Source organism: Streptomyces atratus, from assembly GCF_900119365.1.
Taxonomy (GTDB): Bacteria; Actinomycetota; Actinomycetes; order Streptomycetales; family Streptomycetaceae; genus Streptomyces; species Streptomyces atratus_B.
The window spans coordinates 117,064-132,308 of sequence record NZ_FPJO01000001.1; the positions used below are offsets into that span (position 1 = coordinate 117,064).

Sequence of the window (15,245 nt, forward strand, 5' to 3'; positions counted from 1 at the left end):
GGGTGACTCAGGACTCCTGGGTGACGGAGACGAGCACATCGTCCCCTTCGATCTTGACGGGGTATACGGGGACGGGGCGCGTCGCGGGAAGGCCGGACGGCTTGCCGGTGCGCAGGTCGAAGCTGGAGCCGTGCAGCCAGCACTCGATCATGCAGTCCTCGACCTCTCCCTCGGACAGTGAGACGTTCGCGTGCGAGCAGATGTCGTTGATCGCGTACACCTCGCCCTCGGTACGGACGACGGACACCGGGACGCCGTCGAGCTCCACCCGCTTCGGAGTGTCGTCCTCCAGCTCACTCAGCGCGCAGGCTTTGACGAAGGCCATCAGACGGATGCCTTCAGCTCGGCCTCGATCTTCTCCAGCAGCCGCGCCTCGACGTCCGGCAGACCGATCTGCTGGACGAGCTCGGCGAAGAAGCCGCGCACGACGAGCCTGCGGGCCTCCTCGGCGTCGATGCCACGGGACATCAGGTAGAAGAGCTGCTCGTCGTCGAACCGGCCGGTCGCGGAGGCGTGGCCGGCGCCGACGATCTCGCCGGTCTCGATCTCCAGGTTCGGCACGGAGTCGACCCGCGCGCCGTCCGTGAGGACGAGGTTGCGGTTCATCTCGTAGGTGTCGGTGCCCTCGGCCCTGGCCCGGATGAGGACGTCACCGATCCACACGGCGTGTGCGCCGTCGCCCTGGAGCGCGCCCTTGTAGGCGGCGTTGGACTTGCAGTGCGGGGTGTTGTGGTCGACCAGGAGGCGGTGCTCCTGGTGCTGGCCCTTGTCGGTGAAGTACAGACCGAAGAGCTCGGCCTCGCCGCCGGTGCCCGCGTAGGCGACGCGCGGGTGGAGTCGGACGAGGTCGCCGCCGAAGGTGACGACGATCGACTTGAACGAGGCGTCCCGGCCGACCAGCGCGTTGTGCTGGCCGACGTGGACCGCGTTCTCGTCCCAGTCCTGCACGGAGACGACGGTGAGCTTCGCGCCGTCACCGAGGACGTATTCGACGTTGGCGGCGAGCACCGCGTCACCGGTGTGGTCGATGACGACGACGGCCTCGGCGAAGGCACCCAGCTCGACGACCTGGTGGCCGTAGGCCACGCCGCCCTCGCCGTGCACCGCGATGCGGATCGGCTCGGTGAGCACGGCCTCCTTGGCGACCGTGACGACGGACGCCTGCTCGAAGGACGTGTACGCCTGGGCGGCGACGCGGTCCACCGGGGTGCCGGCCCTGCCCAGCCGGGAGTCGTCGCGGCCGACGGTCTCGACCGTGACGCCCTCGGGGGCCTCGATCGCGACCTTCACGGCCCCGCCGGTGGCGACGGCCGTGCCGTCATGCAGCCCGCGCAGCCGCTCCAGCGGGGTGAACCGCCACTCCTCCTCGCGGCCGTGCGGGACCGGGAAGTCCGCGACGTCGAACGACGGGGGCGCGCTCATGCGCGTGGCGACGGTCGACTCGGCGGCCACCGCGATGGACCCGGTGGTGGTGGAACCCGCCGGAAGGGGTCCCCCCGCTCGAGCGGAGCCGAGAGTGGGGGAGTTCTGAGCCTCAGCCATGGCTGTCGTAGTGCTCACTTTCTCTGTCAGTGGTCGGGGAATCCGGTCGGTCAGGCTGCGCTAGCCGACCGAACCCTCCATCTGCAGCTCGATCAGCCGGTTGAGCTCGAGGGCGTACTCCATCGGCAGCTCCTTCGCGATCGGCTCGACGAAGCCGCGCACGATCATCGCCATCGCCTCGAACTCCGTCAGACCACGGCTCATCAGGTAGAAGAGCTGGTCCTCGGAGACCTTGGAGACGGTCGCCTCGTGACCCATCGACACGTCGTCCTCGCGGACGTCGACGTAGGGGTAGGTGTCGGAGCGCGAGATCGTGTCGACCAGCAGCGCGTCACAGAGCACGTTGGACTTCGCGCCCGGCGCGCCCTCGCCGATCTCGATCAGACCGCGGTAGGAGGTACGGCCGCCGCCCCGCGCCACCGACTTGGAGACGATGTTGGAGGAGGTGTTCGGCGCCATGTGGACCATCTTGGCGCCGGCGTCCTGGTGCTGGCCCTCGCCCGCGAAGGCGATGGACAGGGTCTCGCCCTTGGCGTGCTCGCCCATCAGGTAGACGGCGGGGTACTTCATGGTGACCTTGGAGCCGATGTTGCCGTCGACCCACTCCATGGTCGCGCCCTCGTAGGCCACGGCGCGCTTGGTGACCAGGTTGTAGACGTTGTTCGACCAGTTCTGGATCGTCGTGTAGCGGCAGCGGCCGCCCTTCTTCACGATGATCTCGACGACCGCGGAGTGCAGCGAGTCGGAGGAGTAGATCGGGGCGGTGCAGCCCTCGACGTAGTGGACGTAGGCGTCCTCGTCGACGATGATCAGCGTCCGCTCGAACTGGCCCATGTTCTCCGTGTTGATACGGAAGTAGGCCTGCAGCGGGATGTCGACGTGGACACCCTTGGGCACGTAGATGAACGAGCCGCCGGACCACACGGCCGAGTTCAGCGAGGCGAACTTGTTGTCACCGACCGGGATGACAGTGCCGAAGTACTCCTTGAAGAGCTCCGGGTGCTCCTTCAGCGCGGTGTCGGTGTCGAGGAAGATGACGCCCTGCTCCTCCAGGTCCTCACGGATCTGGTGGTAGACGACCTCGGACTCGTACTGCGCGGCGACACCGGCGACCAGGCGCTGCTTCTCCGCCTCCGGGATGCCGAGCTTGTCGTAGGTGTTCTTGATGTCCTCGGGCAGGTCCTCCCAGGACTCCGCCTGCTTCTCCGTGGACCGCACGAAGTACTTGATGTTGTCGAAGTCGATGCCCGACAGGTCGGAGCCCCAGTTCGGCATGGGCTTCTTGTCGAACAGCTTCAGGCCCTTGAGGCGCAGCTTCAGCATCCACTCGGGCTCGTTCTTCTTCGCCGAGATGTCGCGGACGACCGCCTCGGAGAGCCCGCGCTTGGCTGCGGCGCCTGCCGCGTCGGAGTCGGCCCAGCCGAATTCGTACGTGCCCAGACCCTCGAGCTCAGGGTGGACAGTCTCCGTGGGGAGCGTCATGCGGGGTTCCTCCCGGCCGTGCTTGCAGATGCTGAATGGGTGGTCTGTGGTGCTGAGTGGCCGCTGCGCGGAATGTACGTCGTGCACACGCCGTCGCCGTGGGCGATGGTGGCCAGACGCTGCACATGCGTCCCGAGGAGGCTGGAGAAGAACTCCGTCTCCGCCTCGCACAGCTGCGGATACTGCTCGGCGACATGGGCGACCGGGCAGTGGTGCTGGCACAGCTGCTCGCCCTGCTGCGGACCGGGCGCGCTACGCGCCGTAGCAGCGTACCCGTCGGCGGACAAGGCCTTGGCCAGCGCTTCGGTACGGGCCTCGGGGTCCGCGGCCTCGACCGCCGTGCGGTACGCCTCGGACTGGGCCACGATCCTGGCGCGGGCGAAAGCGGTGACCGCCTCCTCGCCCGCGGTCTCGGAGATCCAGCGCAGGGCGTCCGCCGCGAGTTTGTCGTAGGACTGGTCGAAGGCGTCCCGGCCGCAGTCGGTGAGGGCGAACACCTTGGCCGGGCGGCCGCGGGTCCGCGCCCCGTAGACCCGCTGCTCACGGGCCTCGACGACGCTGTCCGAGACGAGGGCGTCGAGATGGCGGCGGACCGCGGCCTGGGTGAGACCGAGGCGCTTCGCCAGCTCGGCGACGGTGGACGGGCCGTGGTCCAGGATGGAGCGCGCGACCCGGTTGCGCGTCGAACGCTCACCGGTCGCGAGTTCCTCCTGCGGAGCCTCGCCAACGTATTTCACAACGCCATTGTTGCGTAATTCATCCGGCCCTGACAACCACGGTCCGAAACGATCTACGGTGCCATCCATCACTTAGGGTTACCTAATCCGGCCCCGGGAGGCGGGGGCCGTTCCACGCCTGCCTAGACTTACCGGCCATGAAGAGCGAGTCGGCCGTACAGGTCCGCGGCCTGGTGAAGCGGTACGGCCCCAAGACCGCTGTGGACGGCCTCGACCTGTGTGTGCGCACCGGCACCGTCACCGCCGTCCTCGGCCCCAACGGCGCCGGCAAGACCACCACCGTCGAGACCTGCGAGGGCTACCGCCGCCCGGACGCCGGGACGGTACGGGTCCTCGGCCTCGACCCGGTCGCCGACGCAGCGAAGCTCCGCCCCCGGATCGGTGTGATGCTCCAGTCGGGCGGCGTCTACTCCGGGGCACGCGCCGACGAGATGCTCCGCCACATGGCGAAGCTCCATGCCCGTCCGCTGGACGTCGACACCCTGATCGAGCGCCTGGGCCTCGGCAGCTGCGGCCGGACGACCTACCGGCGGCTCTCCGGTGGCCAGCAACAGCGGCTCGCCCTGGCGATGGCCGTCGTCGGCCGGCCCGAACTGGTCTTCCTCGACGAGCCGACCGCCGGCCTCGACCCACAGGCCCGCCGCTCCACCTGGGAGCTCGTGCGCGAGCTGCGCACCGACGGGGTCTGCGTGGTCCTCACCACGCACTTCATGGACGAGGCCGAGGAGCTCGCCGACGACGTCGCCGTCATCGACGCGGGCAAGGTCATCGCCCAGGGCAGCCCCGAGACGCTCTGCCGGGGCGGCGCCGAGAACACCCTGCGCTTCACCGGCCGTCCCGGTCTCGACATCGGCTCGCTGCTGAAGGCGCTGCCCGACGGCTCCGAGGCGGCCGAGATCGTCCCGGGCGCGTACCGCATCTCCGGCGACGTCAACCCGGAGCTGCTGGCCACCGTCACCTCCTGGTGCGCCCAGCACGGAGTGATGCCGTCGGGCATCTCCGTGGAGCGGCACACACTGGAGGACGTCTTCCTGGAACTGACCGGCAAGGAGCTGCGCGCATGAGCGCCGGTACGTACACCCCGCGCCCGGGCGCCGCCCCGCTGGGCCGCATGATCACCGCACAGACCGCCCTGGAGACGCGGATGCTGCTGCGCAACGGCGAGCAGCTGCTGCTGACCGTGATCATCCCGACGCTGCTGCTGGTGCTGTTCAGCGCGGTCGACATCGTGGACACCGGCGCGGGCGAGTCCGTCGACTTCCTGGCGCCCGGCATCCTCGCGCTGGCCGTGATGTCCACGGCCTTCACGGGCCAGGCCATCGCCACCGGTTTCGAGCGGCGCTACGGGGTGCTCAAGCGGCTCGCTGCCTCGCCGCTGCCGCGCTGGGCGCTGATGACCGCGAAGACCCTCGCGGTGCTGGTCACCGAGGGGCTGCAGGTGGTGCTGCTCACGGTGATCGCCTTCGCGCTGGGCTGGTCGCCGCACGGCAACCCCTTCGCCGTCCTGCTGCTGCTCGTGCTCGGCACGGCGGCCTTCTCCGGGCTCGGGCTGCTGATGGCCGGGACGCTCAAGGCGGAGGCGACGCTCGCCGCGGCCAACCTGGTCTTCCTGCTGCTCCTGGTCGGCGGCGGGGTGATCGTGCCGCTGGACAAGTTCCCGGACGCGGTGCAGTCGGTGCTCGGGCTGCTGCCGATCGCGGCCCTGTCCGACGGTCTGCGCGAGGTGCTCCAGCACGGTGCGTCGATGCCGTGGGGCGATCTCGGCATCCTGGCGGTGTGGGCGGTACTGGGGCTGGGCGCGGCGGCGCGGTTCTTCCGCTGGGAGTGAGGCGGCGAACGCGCTCCGTCGACGGTTCGGGGTAACTCGTCCCCCTCGTGAAAGCTTGCACAAGCCGCCGCCTACGATGGTGCGCGTGCCCAAGCTGACCCGAGCCGATGTCGCTCAAGCCGCGCGGAACCCGCTCCTGTACATCGCCGAGCGATGGACCCCCTCCCCCCGTACGGTCCGCCGTGCGGCCATGTCGGCCGTCGTCATGGCCGTGGTGATCGTCGTGACCGGTGGTGCGGTGCGGCTGACCGGCTCCGGCCTCGGCTGCCCGACCTGGCCCAAGTGCACCGACGAGAGCCTCACGGCGACGAGCGAGATGGGCTTCCACGGCGCCATCGAGTTCGGCAACCGGATGCTGACGTACGTCCTGTGTGCGGCCGTCGGCTGGGCGATCATCGCCGCGCGGTCCGCCAAGCCCTGGCGGCGCAGCCTGACGAAGCTCGGCTGGGTGCAGTTCTGGGTGGTCATGGGCAACGCCGTGCTCGGCGGCATCGTGGTGCTGGTCGGCCTCAACCCGTACACCGTCGCGGCGCACTTCCTGCTCTCCACGGCGCTGCTCACCGTAGCGATGGTGACCTGGCACCGGGTCAGCGAGGGCGACGAGGCGCCCCGTCCTCTGGTCGGCAAGGCGGTCTCCCAGCTGACCTGGCTGCTCGCGGTCGCCGCGGGGCTGCTGATCGCGGTCGGCACGGTGGTCACGGGCGCCGGACGGCACGCGGGCGACTCCAGCGATGTACACCGCATTCCGATCGACTGGAAGATGATCTCGCAGCTGCACGCCGATCTGGCCTGGGTCGTGGTCGCGCTGACCGTCGCGCTCTGGTTCGTGCTGAAGGCCGTCGACGCGCCGATCGGCCCGCTGCACCGCGCCCGCGACCTCTTCCTGGTGCTGATGGGGCAGGGCGTGATCGGGTACGTGCAGTACTTCACCGACACGCCGGAGATCCTGGTCGGCCTGCACATGCTGGGCTCGTGCCTGGTGTGGATCGCGGTCGTGCGGGTGCTCCTGTCGCTGCGTGAGCGCCCCGTGGCCGTGGCCGCGGCGCCCGGCCCCGTGGCCGAGCAGCCGGAGCCCGTGACGGCGGGCTGACCACCGGCCGCCTCCCCCACACACACGTACGCCGATCGCCGGACGGGTTTCCTCCTCGGAACCGTCCGGCGATCGGCGTATGCGGGGGGAACCGCGCGGTCAGGCCCGGTCGGAGGGGCCGCCGATCTGGATGCCCGCCATCCGCGTCCACTCGTACGGGCCGGTGCGGACCTTCGCGGCGAACTCCCCGTCGAAGGACTCGTGCATCGTGATCCCGGCCTTCCGGGTGGCGCTCTCGGCGACCTCGTACGAGGGGGCGACCAGATCGCCCCAGCCGCCGTCCTCGCCCACGAGCACGATCCTGGCGCCCCGCTGCCCGATGTAGGCGAGCTGTCCCTCCGCGCCGCCGTGCGCCTTGGAGAAGGCGCCGATCTCCTTGGCGAGCTTCGCCGCCCTGCGCTCCGCGCGGGCCGCCCGCTTGCCGCTCTCCACCTGGGTCTCTGCCGTCTCAGCCATGCTCAGGATGCTACCGACGGGTAGCTCGACGCGCGACGGGCGGGGTACGTGGCCTGGGCCACGTACCCCGCCCGTCGGCAGGGATCGAGGAGCGGGACTACCTCAGGAAGGGGTCGACCGCCACGGCGACGAAGAGCAGCGAGACATAGGTGATGGACCAGTGGAACAGCCGCATCTCCTTGAGCTTCGCGCCGGTCACGCCGGCCTTGGCCCGGTTCTGCAGGCCGTGCGCCTCCCAGAGCCAGAACCCGCCGGTCGCCAGCGCCACCGCCGTGTAGAACCAGCCGGTGTAACCCAGCGGGGTCAGCAGCAGCGACACGGCCACCATCACCCAGCTGTAGATGACGATCTGGCGGGCCACCACCTGGTTGGACGCGATGACCGGAAGCATCGGGACGCCGACCCGGGCGTAGTCCTCCTTCACCTTCATGGAGAGCGGCCAGTAGTGCGGCGGCGTCCAGAAGAAGATGACGGCGAAGAGGATCACCGCGGCCCAGGACATCGAGTTCGTCACGGCCGACCAGCCGATGAGGACCGGCATGCAGCCCGCGATGCCGCCCCAGACGATGTTCTGCGAGGTGCGGCGCTTGAGCAGCATCGTGTACACGACGACGTAGAACAGCAGCGCGCCGAGCGACAGCGCCGCCGAGAGCCAGTTCACCAGCAGGCCGAACCAGACCGTCGAGATCACCGCGAGGGCGAAGCCGAAGGCCAGGCACTCACGCGGGCTCACCATGCCGGTGACCAGCGGGCGCTGCGACGTACGGTCCATCAGGGCGTCGATGTCGCGGTCGATGTACATGTTCAGCGCGTTGGCACCGCCGGCGGAGAGATATCCGCCGATGGTGGTGGTGACCACGAGCCACAGGTCGGGTACACCCTGCGCGGCGAGGAACATCACCGGAACAGTGGTGATCAGCAACAGCTCGATGATCCGCGGCTTGGTCAGCGCCACGAAAGCCTTGACACGGGCCCCGAACGGGCGATGGCCCCCTGGGCTGGGAGTCAAGGCGACCCCTGCGGGTCGGGACTCGACGGCCGTCACGCACACCCCTGACAGAGAAATCCCAGCAAGCTCCGGGCGTGAAGGCCCGGTAAAGACTTGCGCGAACCAGACCACTGTAGACGTTGGGGACAGGCCGACCTTCGCGGGGGTGGGTCGTGTTGGAGCGGCGCGGAAGCGGGGCCCATGAGCAGGGGGGGTCCCGCCCGGCGGAGCGGAACAGAAGGAGCGGGGCACGCTCACCGGAGGGCCCATAAGTAAGGAGAAGCGCTCATCGGAGTGGCGCAGAAGTGAGCCGTCGCGCTCATACGGGAGGCGAACTCCGCAGGCCGCCTGCACCCTGGAAAGCAGCGGAAAATGCTTGTTCCGACGGGGGTAGGCTCGACAACGCCCGGTGCGGTCACAGTCACCGGTTTACAACAGTGGAGAGGAGCCCTGACTCAGGGTGAGCACCAAGCCGACCACCACAGATCTCCAGTGGACCGAATTGGACCAGCGGGCCGTGGACACTGTCCGTGTCCTTGCAGCGGACGCCGTACAGAAGGTCGGAAACGGCCACCCTGGTACGGCCATGAGCCTCGCTCCCGCCGCGTACACCCTCTTCCAGAAGGTGATGCGCCACGACCCCGCCGACGCGGACTGGGCCGGGCGCGACCGGTTCGTGCTGTCGGCCGGTCACACCAGCCTGACCCTCTACATCCAGCTCTACCTGGCCGGGTACGGCCTGGAGCTCGATGACCTCAAGGCGTTCCGCACCTGGGGCTCGAAGACCCCCGGCCACCCGGAGTACGGCCACACCACCGGCGTCGAGACGACCACCGGCCCGCTGGGCCAGGGTGTCGCCAACGCGGTGGGCATGGCGATGGCCGCCCGCTACGAGCGCGGCCTGTTCGACCCGGAGGCGGCCCCCGGCACCTCCCCCTTCGACCACATGGTCTGGGCCGTCGCCGGTGACGGCTGCCTCCAGGAGGGCATCTCCGCGGAGGCGTCCTCGCTGGCCGGCCACCAGAAGCTGGGCAACCTGGTCCTGCTGTGGGACGACAACCACATCTCCATCGAGGGCGACACGGAGACCGCGGTCTCCGAGGACACCCTGAAGCGGTACGAGGCCTATGGCTGGCACGTCCAGCGCGTCGAGCAGCTGCCGAGCGGCGACCTGGACCCGGCGGGTCTGTACCGCGCGCTCCAGGCCGCGAAGGCCGAGACCGGGCGCCCGTCGTTCATCGCGGCCCGCTCGATCATCGCCTGGCCCGCGCCGCACGCCCAGAACACCGAGGCCTCGCACGGCTCGGCGCTCGGTGACGAAGAGGTCGCCGCCACGAAGAAGGTCCTCGGCTTCGACCCGGAGAAGGCCTTCGAGGTCGCCGACGAGGTCATCGCCCACACCCGTGAGGCGCTGGACCGCGGCCGCGAGGCCCGGGGCGAGTGGGAGAAGTCCTTCGCCGCGTGGCGCACCGCCAACCCGGAGCGCGCCGCCGAGTTCGACCGGATCTCCGCCGGCGAGCTGCCCGCGGGCTGGGAGGACAGGCTTCCGGTCTTCGAGCCGGGCAAGGGTGTCGCCACCCGTGCCGCCTCCGGCAAGGTGCTCCAGGCGCTCGGCGAGATCATCCCCGAGCTGTGGGGCGGCTCCGCCGACCTCGCGGGCTCGAACAACACCACGATCGACAAGACCTCGTCGTTCCTCCCGGTGGGCAACCCGCTGCCGGGCGCGGACCCGTACGGCCGCACGATCCACTTCGGCATCCGCGAGCACGCCATGGCCGCGGCCATGAACGGCATCGCGCTGCACGGCAACACCCGTATCTACGGCGGCACCTTCCTGGTGTTCTCCGACTACATGCGCAACGCCGTGCGTCTGTCCGCGCTGATGCACCTGCCGGTGACGTACGTGTGGACGCACGACTCGATCGGTCTCGGCGAGGACGGCCCGACGCACCAGCCGGTGGAGCACCTGGCATCGCTGCGCGCCATCCCGGGCCTGAACATCGTCCGCCCGGCCGACGCCAACGAGACCTCCATCGCCTGGCGCGAGATCCTGCGCCGCTACACCAAGGTGTTCGGCAAGGGCGCCCCGCACGGTCTGGCGCTGACCCGCCAGGGCGTTCCGACGTACGAGGCGAACGAGGACGCGGCCAAGGGCGGCTATGTGCTCTTCGAGGCCGAAGGGCCCGACGGGCAGAGCACAGCGCCGCAGGTGCTGCTGATCGGTACGGGCTCCGAGGTGCACCTCGCGGTCGAGGCGCGCGAGGAGCTGCAGGCGGCCGGCATCCCGACCCGGGTGGTCTCGATGCCGTCGGTCGAGTGGTTCGAGGAGCAGGACCAGGCGTACAAGGACAGCGTCCTGCCGCCGTCCGTGAAGGCGCGCGTCGCCGTGGAGGCCGGCATCGGTCTGACCTGGTACCGCTACGTCGGTGACGCCGGCCGGATCGTCTCGCTGGAGCACTTCGGTGCCTCGGCCGACGCCAAGGTCCTCTTCCGCGAGTTCGGCTTCACCGGCGAGCACGTCGCCGCCGCCGCGCGGGAATCTCTCGCCGCAGCCACGCGCTGACGCCGTTATACGACTAGTAGGAGATGCAATTCTCATGACAGACGCACTCAGGCGCCTCTCCGACGAGGGCGTGGCGATCTGGCTCGATGACCTGTCGCGCAAGCGGATCACCTCGGGCAACCTCGCCGAGCTGATCGACCAGCAGCACGTCGTGGGCGTCACCACCAACCCGTCGATCTTCCAGAAGGCGATCTCGCACGGCGACGGATACGAGCAGCAGCTCACCGACCTCGCCACCCGCAAGGTCACCGTCGACGAGGCCATCCGCATGATCACGACGGCCGACGTACGGGACGCGGCGGACATCCTGCGTCCGGTCTTCGACGCCACGGACGGCCAGGACGGCAGGGTCTCCATCGAGGTCGACCCGCGTCTGGCCCACCGTACCGATGCCACCGTCGCCGAGGCCAAGCAGCTGGCCTGGCTGGTGGACCGGCCCAACACGCTCATCAAGATCCCGGCGACGAAGGCCGGTCTCCCGGCGATCACCGAGGTCATCGGCAAGGGCATCAGCGTCAACGTCACGCTGATCTTCTCGCTGGAGCGCTACCGCGAGGTCATGGACGCCTACCTGGCGGGCCTGGAGAAGGCGAAGGCCGCGGGCCTGGACCTCTCCCTGATCCACTCGGTGGCCTCTTTCTTCGTGTCCCGCGTGGACACCGAGATCGACAAGCGCCTCGACACCGTCGGCACCGACGAGGCCAAGGCCCTCAAGGGCAAGGCGGCACTCGCCAACGCCCGGCTCGCCTACCAGGCGTACGAAGAGGTCTTCGGCTCGGAGCGCTGGGCCGCCCTGGACAAGGCGCAGGCCAACAAGCAGCGTCCGCTGTGGGCCTCGACCGGCGTCAAGGACCCCGCGTACAAGGACACCCTGTACGTGGACGACCTGGTCGCCCCCGGCACGGTGAACACCATGCCCGAGGCCACCCTGGACGCCACCGCCGACCACGGGCAGATCACCGGCAACACGATCGCCGGCACCTACGAGCAGTCCCGCGCCGAGCTCGACGCCGTGGCGAAGCTCGGGATCTCCTACGACGACGTCGTCCAGCTCCTCGAGGACGAGGGCGTCGAGAAGTTCGAGGCGGCCTGGATCGACCTGCTCAACTCGACCGAGGCGGAGCTCAAGCGCCTCGCCCCTTCGGAGGGCTGACCACCTTGTCTGGTGTTCCCGGAGCCAACCCGCTTCGTGACCCCCAGGACCGACGGCTCCCGCGCATCGCGGGGCCGTCGGGGCTGGTGATCTTCGGGGTCACGGGCGATCTGTCCCGTAAGAAGCTGATGCCCGCGGTCTACGACCTGGCCAATCGCGGCCTGTTGCCGCCGGGGTTCTCCCTCATCGGTTTCGCGCGCCGCGAGTGGCAGGACGAGGACTTCGCACAGGAGGTCCACGACGCCGTCAAGCAGCACGCCCGTACACCGTTCCGCGAAGAGGTCTGGCAGCAGCTCATCCAGGGGATGCGCTTCGTCCAGGGCAACTTCGACGACGACGAGGCCTTCGAGCAGCTGAAGACCACGATCCAGGAGCTGGACAAGGCGCAGGGCACGGGCGGCAACTTCGCCTTCTACCTGTCCGTGCCGCCGAAGTTCTTCCCCAAGGTCGTCCAGCAGCTCAAGAAGCACGGACTCGCCGACCAGAAGGAGGGCTCCTGGCGGCGTGCCGTCATCGAGAAGCCCTTCGGCCACGATCTGAAGAGCGCTCAGGAGCTCAACCAGATCGTGCACGACGTGTTCCCGCCCAACGAGGTCTTCCGGATCGACCACTACCTGGGCAAGGAGACCGTCCAGAACATCCTGGCGCTGCGGTTCGCCAACACGATGTTCGAGCCGATCTGGAACAGGTCGTACGTCGACCACGTCCAGATCACGATGGCCGAGGACATCGGCATCGGCGGCCGGGCCGGCTACTACGACGGCATCGGCGCCGCCCGTGACGTCATCCAGAACCACCTGCTCCAACTGCTGGCGCTGACCGCGATGGAGGAGCCCGGCTCCTTCCATCCGAAGGCCCTGGTCGCCGAGAAGCTCAAGGTGCTCACGGCGGTGGAGCTGCCGGACGACCTGGGCAAGCACACGGTGCGCGCCCAGTACGTGCACGCGTGGCAGGGCGGCGAGGAGGTCCCCGGCTACCTCGAAGAGGACGGCATCGACCCCAAGTCGAAGACCGACACCTACGCCGCGATCAAGCTGACGATCAACAACCGCCGCTGGGCGGGCGTTCCGTTCTACCTCCGTACCGGAAAGCGGCTCGGCCGCCGGGTCACGGAGATCGCGGTCGTCTTCAAGCGGGCCCCGTACCTGCCCTTCGAGTCCGGCGCCACCGAGGAGCTGGGCGGCAATGCCCTGGTCATCCGGGTCCAGCCGGACGAGGGCGTGACCGTGCGGTTCGGCTCCAAGGTGCCCGGCACCTCGATGGAGGTCCGGGACGTCACGATGGACTTCGCCTACGGCGAGTCCTTCACGGAGTCCAGCCCGGAGGCCTACGAGCGGCTCATCCTCGATGTGCTGCTCGGCGACGCCAACCTCTTCCCCCGGCACCAGGAGGTCGAACTCTCCTGGAACATCCTCGACCCGATCGAGGAGTACTGGGACAAGCACGGCAAGCCCGCCCAGTACCCGGCGGGCACCTGGGGTCCGGCCGAGGCCGACGAGATGCTCGCACGAGACGGACGGAGCTGGCGCCGGCCATGAAGATCGATCTCACGGAGACCACTTCCAGCAAGATCAACCAGGCGCTGGTCTCGGCCCGCCGTGCCCTCGGCACCCCGGCCATCGGCATGGTGCTCACCCTGGTCATCGTCACCGACGAGGAGAACGCCTACGACGCGCTCAAGTCGGCCGGTGACGCCTCGCGCGAGCATCCCTCGCGGATCATCGCGGTGATCAAGCGGGTCAGCCGCTCGCCGCGCAGCCGCCGGGACGCCCGGCTCGACGCCGAGGTGCGGGTCGGTTCCGACGCGGGCACCGGCGAGACGGTCGTGCTGCGTCTCCACGGCGAGCTGGTCAACCACGCCCAGTCGGTGGTCCTGCCGCTGCTGCTGCCGGACGCCCCGGTCGTGGTCTGGTGGCCCGAGGACGCCCCCGCCGACCCGGCGAAGGACCCGCTGGGCGCGCTCGCCCAGCGCCGGATCACGGACGCGTACTCGGCGGAGGACCCGGCCAGGGAGCTGGCGGCGCGCGCCGACTCGTACACCCCGGGCGACACCGATCTGGCCTGGGCCCGCATCACGCCGTGGCGCTCGATGCTGGCCGCCGCGCTCGACCAGCAGCATGTCGAGCTCGTCTCGGCGACGGTCGAGGGCGAGTCGGAGAACCCGAGCTGCGAGCTGCTGGCCATGTGGCTCGCGGACCGGCTGGGGGTCCCGGTGGAGCGCACCGTCTCCGCCGGTCCCGGTCTGACGGCCGTGCGGATGGAGACCAAGAACGGCGTCATCGTCCTGGACCGTCCCGACGGTTCGCTGGCCACGCTCTCGATGCAGGGCCAGCCGGACCGCGCCGTGGCGCTCAAGCGGCGGGACACCGCCGAGCTGCTCGCCGAGGAGCTGCGCCGCCTGGACCCGGACAACACCTACGAGGCCACGGTGAAGTTCGGCGTGGCACAGCTCGGCGGACCGGCTGAGCCGAAGCCGGCCGAGCCCGCTGCGGCCACCACCCCGGCCGCCGCGAAGAAGACCGCGGCCAAGAAGGCGGCGTCGAAGTGAGTGCCCCTCAACTCGTCGTGCACCGCGACAAGGAGCTGATGGCTCAGGCCGCCGCGGCCCGGCTGATCACGAGGGTCGTGGACGCCCAGGCCGCACGCGGCTACGCCTCGGTGGTGCTCACCGGCGGGCGCAACGGCAACGGCCTGCTGGCCGCGCTCGCCGGTGCGCCCGCCAGGGAAGCGATCGACTGGTCGCGGCTCGATCTGTGGTGGGGCGACGAGCGGTTCCTGCCGGAGGGCGATCCGGAGCGCAATGTCACGCAGGCCCGCGAGGCCCTGCTGGACTCGGTGCCACTGGACCCGTCCCGGGTGCACGCGATGCCCGCTTCGGACGGCCCGTTCGGCAACGACGCCGACGCGGCGGCGGCCTCGTACGCCGAGGAACTGGCCGCCGCGGCCGGACCCGAGGACCACGGCCCGGTGCCGACGTTCGACGTGCTGATGCTGGGCGTCGGCCCGGACACGCATGTCGCGTCGCTCTTCCCGGAGCTGCCCGCGGTACGGGAGACCGAGCGCACCGTCGTCGGTGTGCACGGCGCCCCCAAGCCGCCGCCCACCCGCGTCTCGCTCACGCTGCCCGCGATCCGGGCGGCGCGCGAGGTGTGGCTGCTCGCCGCGGGCGAGGACAAGGCGGAGGCCGCGGAGATCGCGCTCTCGGGTGCCGGGGAGATCCAGGCCCCGGCGGCCGGTGCGTACGGCCGCAGCCGCACCCTGTGGCTGATGGACGCGGCGGCGGCCTCCCGGCTGCCGCGCGCGCTGTATCCGCCGGCCTCTCCCTGAGGGATCGTCAGTACGGTTGCGCACGGGCCCGGTTCGCTCCTCGGAGCGGCCGGGCCCGTCGCGTGGCAGGCGTGCGGGA

Annotated in this window: 14 protein-coding genes; 8 read left to right on the forward strand and 6 right to left on the reverse strand. The window is 69.9% G+C overall.

What is annotated here, in order from left to right:
• Positions 1 to 7 precede the first annotated feature (7 nt).
• The 4 genes from BT364_RS00590 to BT364_RS00605 are packed head-to-tail and all read right to left on the reverse strand — an operon-like array spanning position 8 to position 3,761.
• A complete protein-coding gene (locus BT364_RS00590) occupies positions 8 to 325 on the reverse strand; it encodes a bifunctional 3-phenylpropionate/cinnamic acid dioxygenase ferredoxin subunit (RefSeq protein ID WP_072483053.1) in 318 nt (105 codons plus the stop codon).
• Positions 325 to 1,542, reverse strand: a complete 1,218-nt coding sequence (gene sufD / locus BT364_RS00595; RefSeq protein ID WP_072483054.1) for a Fe-S cluster assembly protein SufD — start codon at positions 1,540 to 1,542, stop codon at positions 325 to 327. The genes BT364_RS00590 and sufD overlap by 1 nt, the downstream gene beginning before the upstream one ends.
• Before the next feature lie 60 nt (positions 1,543 to 1,602).
• Entirely contained in the window at positions 1,603 to 3,024 is a 1,422-nt protein-coding gene (gene sufB, locus BT364_RS00600; protein ID WP_072483055.1) for a Fe-S cluster assembly protein SufB, read from the reverse strand.
• The gene (locus BT364_RS00605) at positions 3,021 to 3,761 is read right to left on the reverse strand and encodes a helix-turn-helix transcriptional regulator (protein ID WP_072483056.1); all 741 of its coding nucleotides are present in this window, start codon (positions 3,759 to 3,761) and stop codon (positions 3,021 to 3,023) included. Before BT364_RS00605 ends, sufB begins: the two co-directional genes overlap by 4 nt.
• A 137-nt stretch (positions 3,762 to 3,898) precedes the next feature.
• Here BT364_RS00605 and BT364_RS00610 point away from each other — a divergent pair, with 137 nt between their 5' ends.
• From BT364_RS00610 to BT364_RS00620, 3 genes are all read left to right on the forward strand, one after another.
• Positions 3,899 to 4,825, forward strand: coding sequence for an ABC transporter ATP-binding protein (locus tag BT364_RS00610; RefSeq protein ID WP_072483057.1), 927 nt, complete (start codon positions 3,899 to 3,901; stop codon positions 4,823 to 4,825).
• Positions 4,822 to 5,589 carry an ABC transporter permease gene (locus tag BT364_RS00615; protein WP_072483058.1) on the forward strand — a complete coding sequence of 256 codons (768 nt, stop codon included), beginning with the start codon at positions 4,822 to 4,824 and terminating at the stop codon, positions 5,587 to 5,589. The genes BT364_RS00610 and BT364_RS00615 overlap by 4 nt, the downstream gene beginning before the upstream one ends.
• A gap of 76 nt (positions 5,590 to 5,665) precedes the next feature.
• Positions 5,666 to 6,679, forward strand: a complete 1,014-nt coding sequence (locus BT364_RS00620; protein WP_072483059.1) for a COX15/CtaA family protein — start codon at positions 5,666 to 5,668, stop codon at positions 6,677 to 6,679.
• 99 nt (positions 6,680 to 6,778) lie between these two features.
• Here the strand turns inward: BT364_RS00620 and BT364_RS00625 are convergent, their stop codons facing one another.
• Both BT364_RS00625 and BT364_RS00630 read right to left on the reverse strand, forming a co-directional pair.
• On the reverse strand, positions 6,779 to 7,135 hold the full coding sequence (locus BT364_RS00625) for a hypothetical protein (protein ID WP_072483060.1): 357 nt from the start codon (positions 7,133 to 7,135) through the stop codon (positions 6,779 to 6,781).
• 97 nt (positions 7,136 to 7,232) lie between these two features.
• On the reverse strand, positions 7,233 to 8,186 hold the full coding sequence (locus BT364_RS00630; RefSeq protein WP_072483061.1) for a heme o synthase: 954 nt from the start codon (positions 8,184 to 8,186) through the stop codon (positions 7,233 to 7,235).
• A gap of 397 nt (positions 8,187 to 8,583) precedes the next feature.
• Here BT364_RS00630 and tkt point away from each other — a divergent pair, with 397 nt between their 5' ends.
• The 5 genes from tkt to pgl are packed head-to-tail and all read left to right on the forward strand — an operon-like array spanning position 8,584 to position 15,166.
• Positions 8,584 to 10,686, forward strand: a complete 2,103-nt coding sequence (gene tkt, locus BT364_RS00635) for a transketolase (protein ID WP_072483062.1) — start codon at positions 8,584 to 8,586, stop codon at positions 10,684 to 10,686.
• A gap of 34 nt (positions 10,687 to 10,720) precedes the next feature.
• Positions 10,721 to 11,839 carry a transaldolase gene (tal, locus tag BT364_RS00640; RefSeq protein ID WP_072483063.1) on the forward strand — a complete coding sequence of 373 codons (1,119 nt, stop codon included), beginning with the start codon at positions 10,721 to 10,723 and terminating at the stop codon, positions 11,837 to 11,839.
• 5 nt (positions 11,840 to 11,844) lie between these two features.
• Positions 11,845 to 13,377, forward strand: a complete 1,533-nt coding sequence (zwf, locus tag BT364_RS00645; RefSeq protein ID WP_072483064.1) for a glucose-6-phosphate dehydrogenase — start codon at positions 11,845 to 11,847, stop codon at positions 13,375 to 13,377.
• Positions 13,374 to 14,387 carry a glucose-6-phosphate dehydrogenase assembly protein OpcA gene (gene opcA, locus BT364_RS00650; protein WP_072483065.1) on the forward strand — a complete coding sequence of 338 codons (1,014 nt, stop codon included), beginning with the start codon at positions 13,374 to 13,376 and terminating at the stop codon, positions 14,385 to 14,387. Before zwf ends, opcA begins: the two co-directional genes overlap by 4 nt.
• The gene (gene pgl, locus BT364_RS00655; RefSeq protein ID WP_072483066.1) at positions 14,384 to 15,166 is read left to right on the forward strand and encodes a 6-phosphogluconolactonase; all 783 of its coding nucleotides are present in this window, start codon (positions 14,384 to 14,386) and stop codon (positions 15,164 to 15,166) included. The genes opcA and pgl overlap by 4 nt, the downstream gene beginning before the upstream one ends.
• Positions 15,167 to 15,245 lie beyond the last annotated feature (79 nt).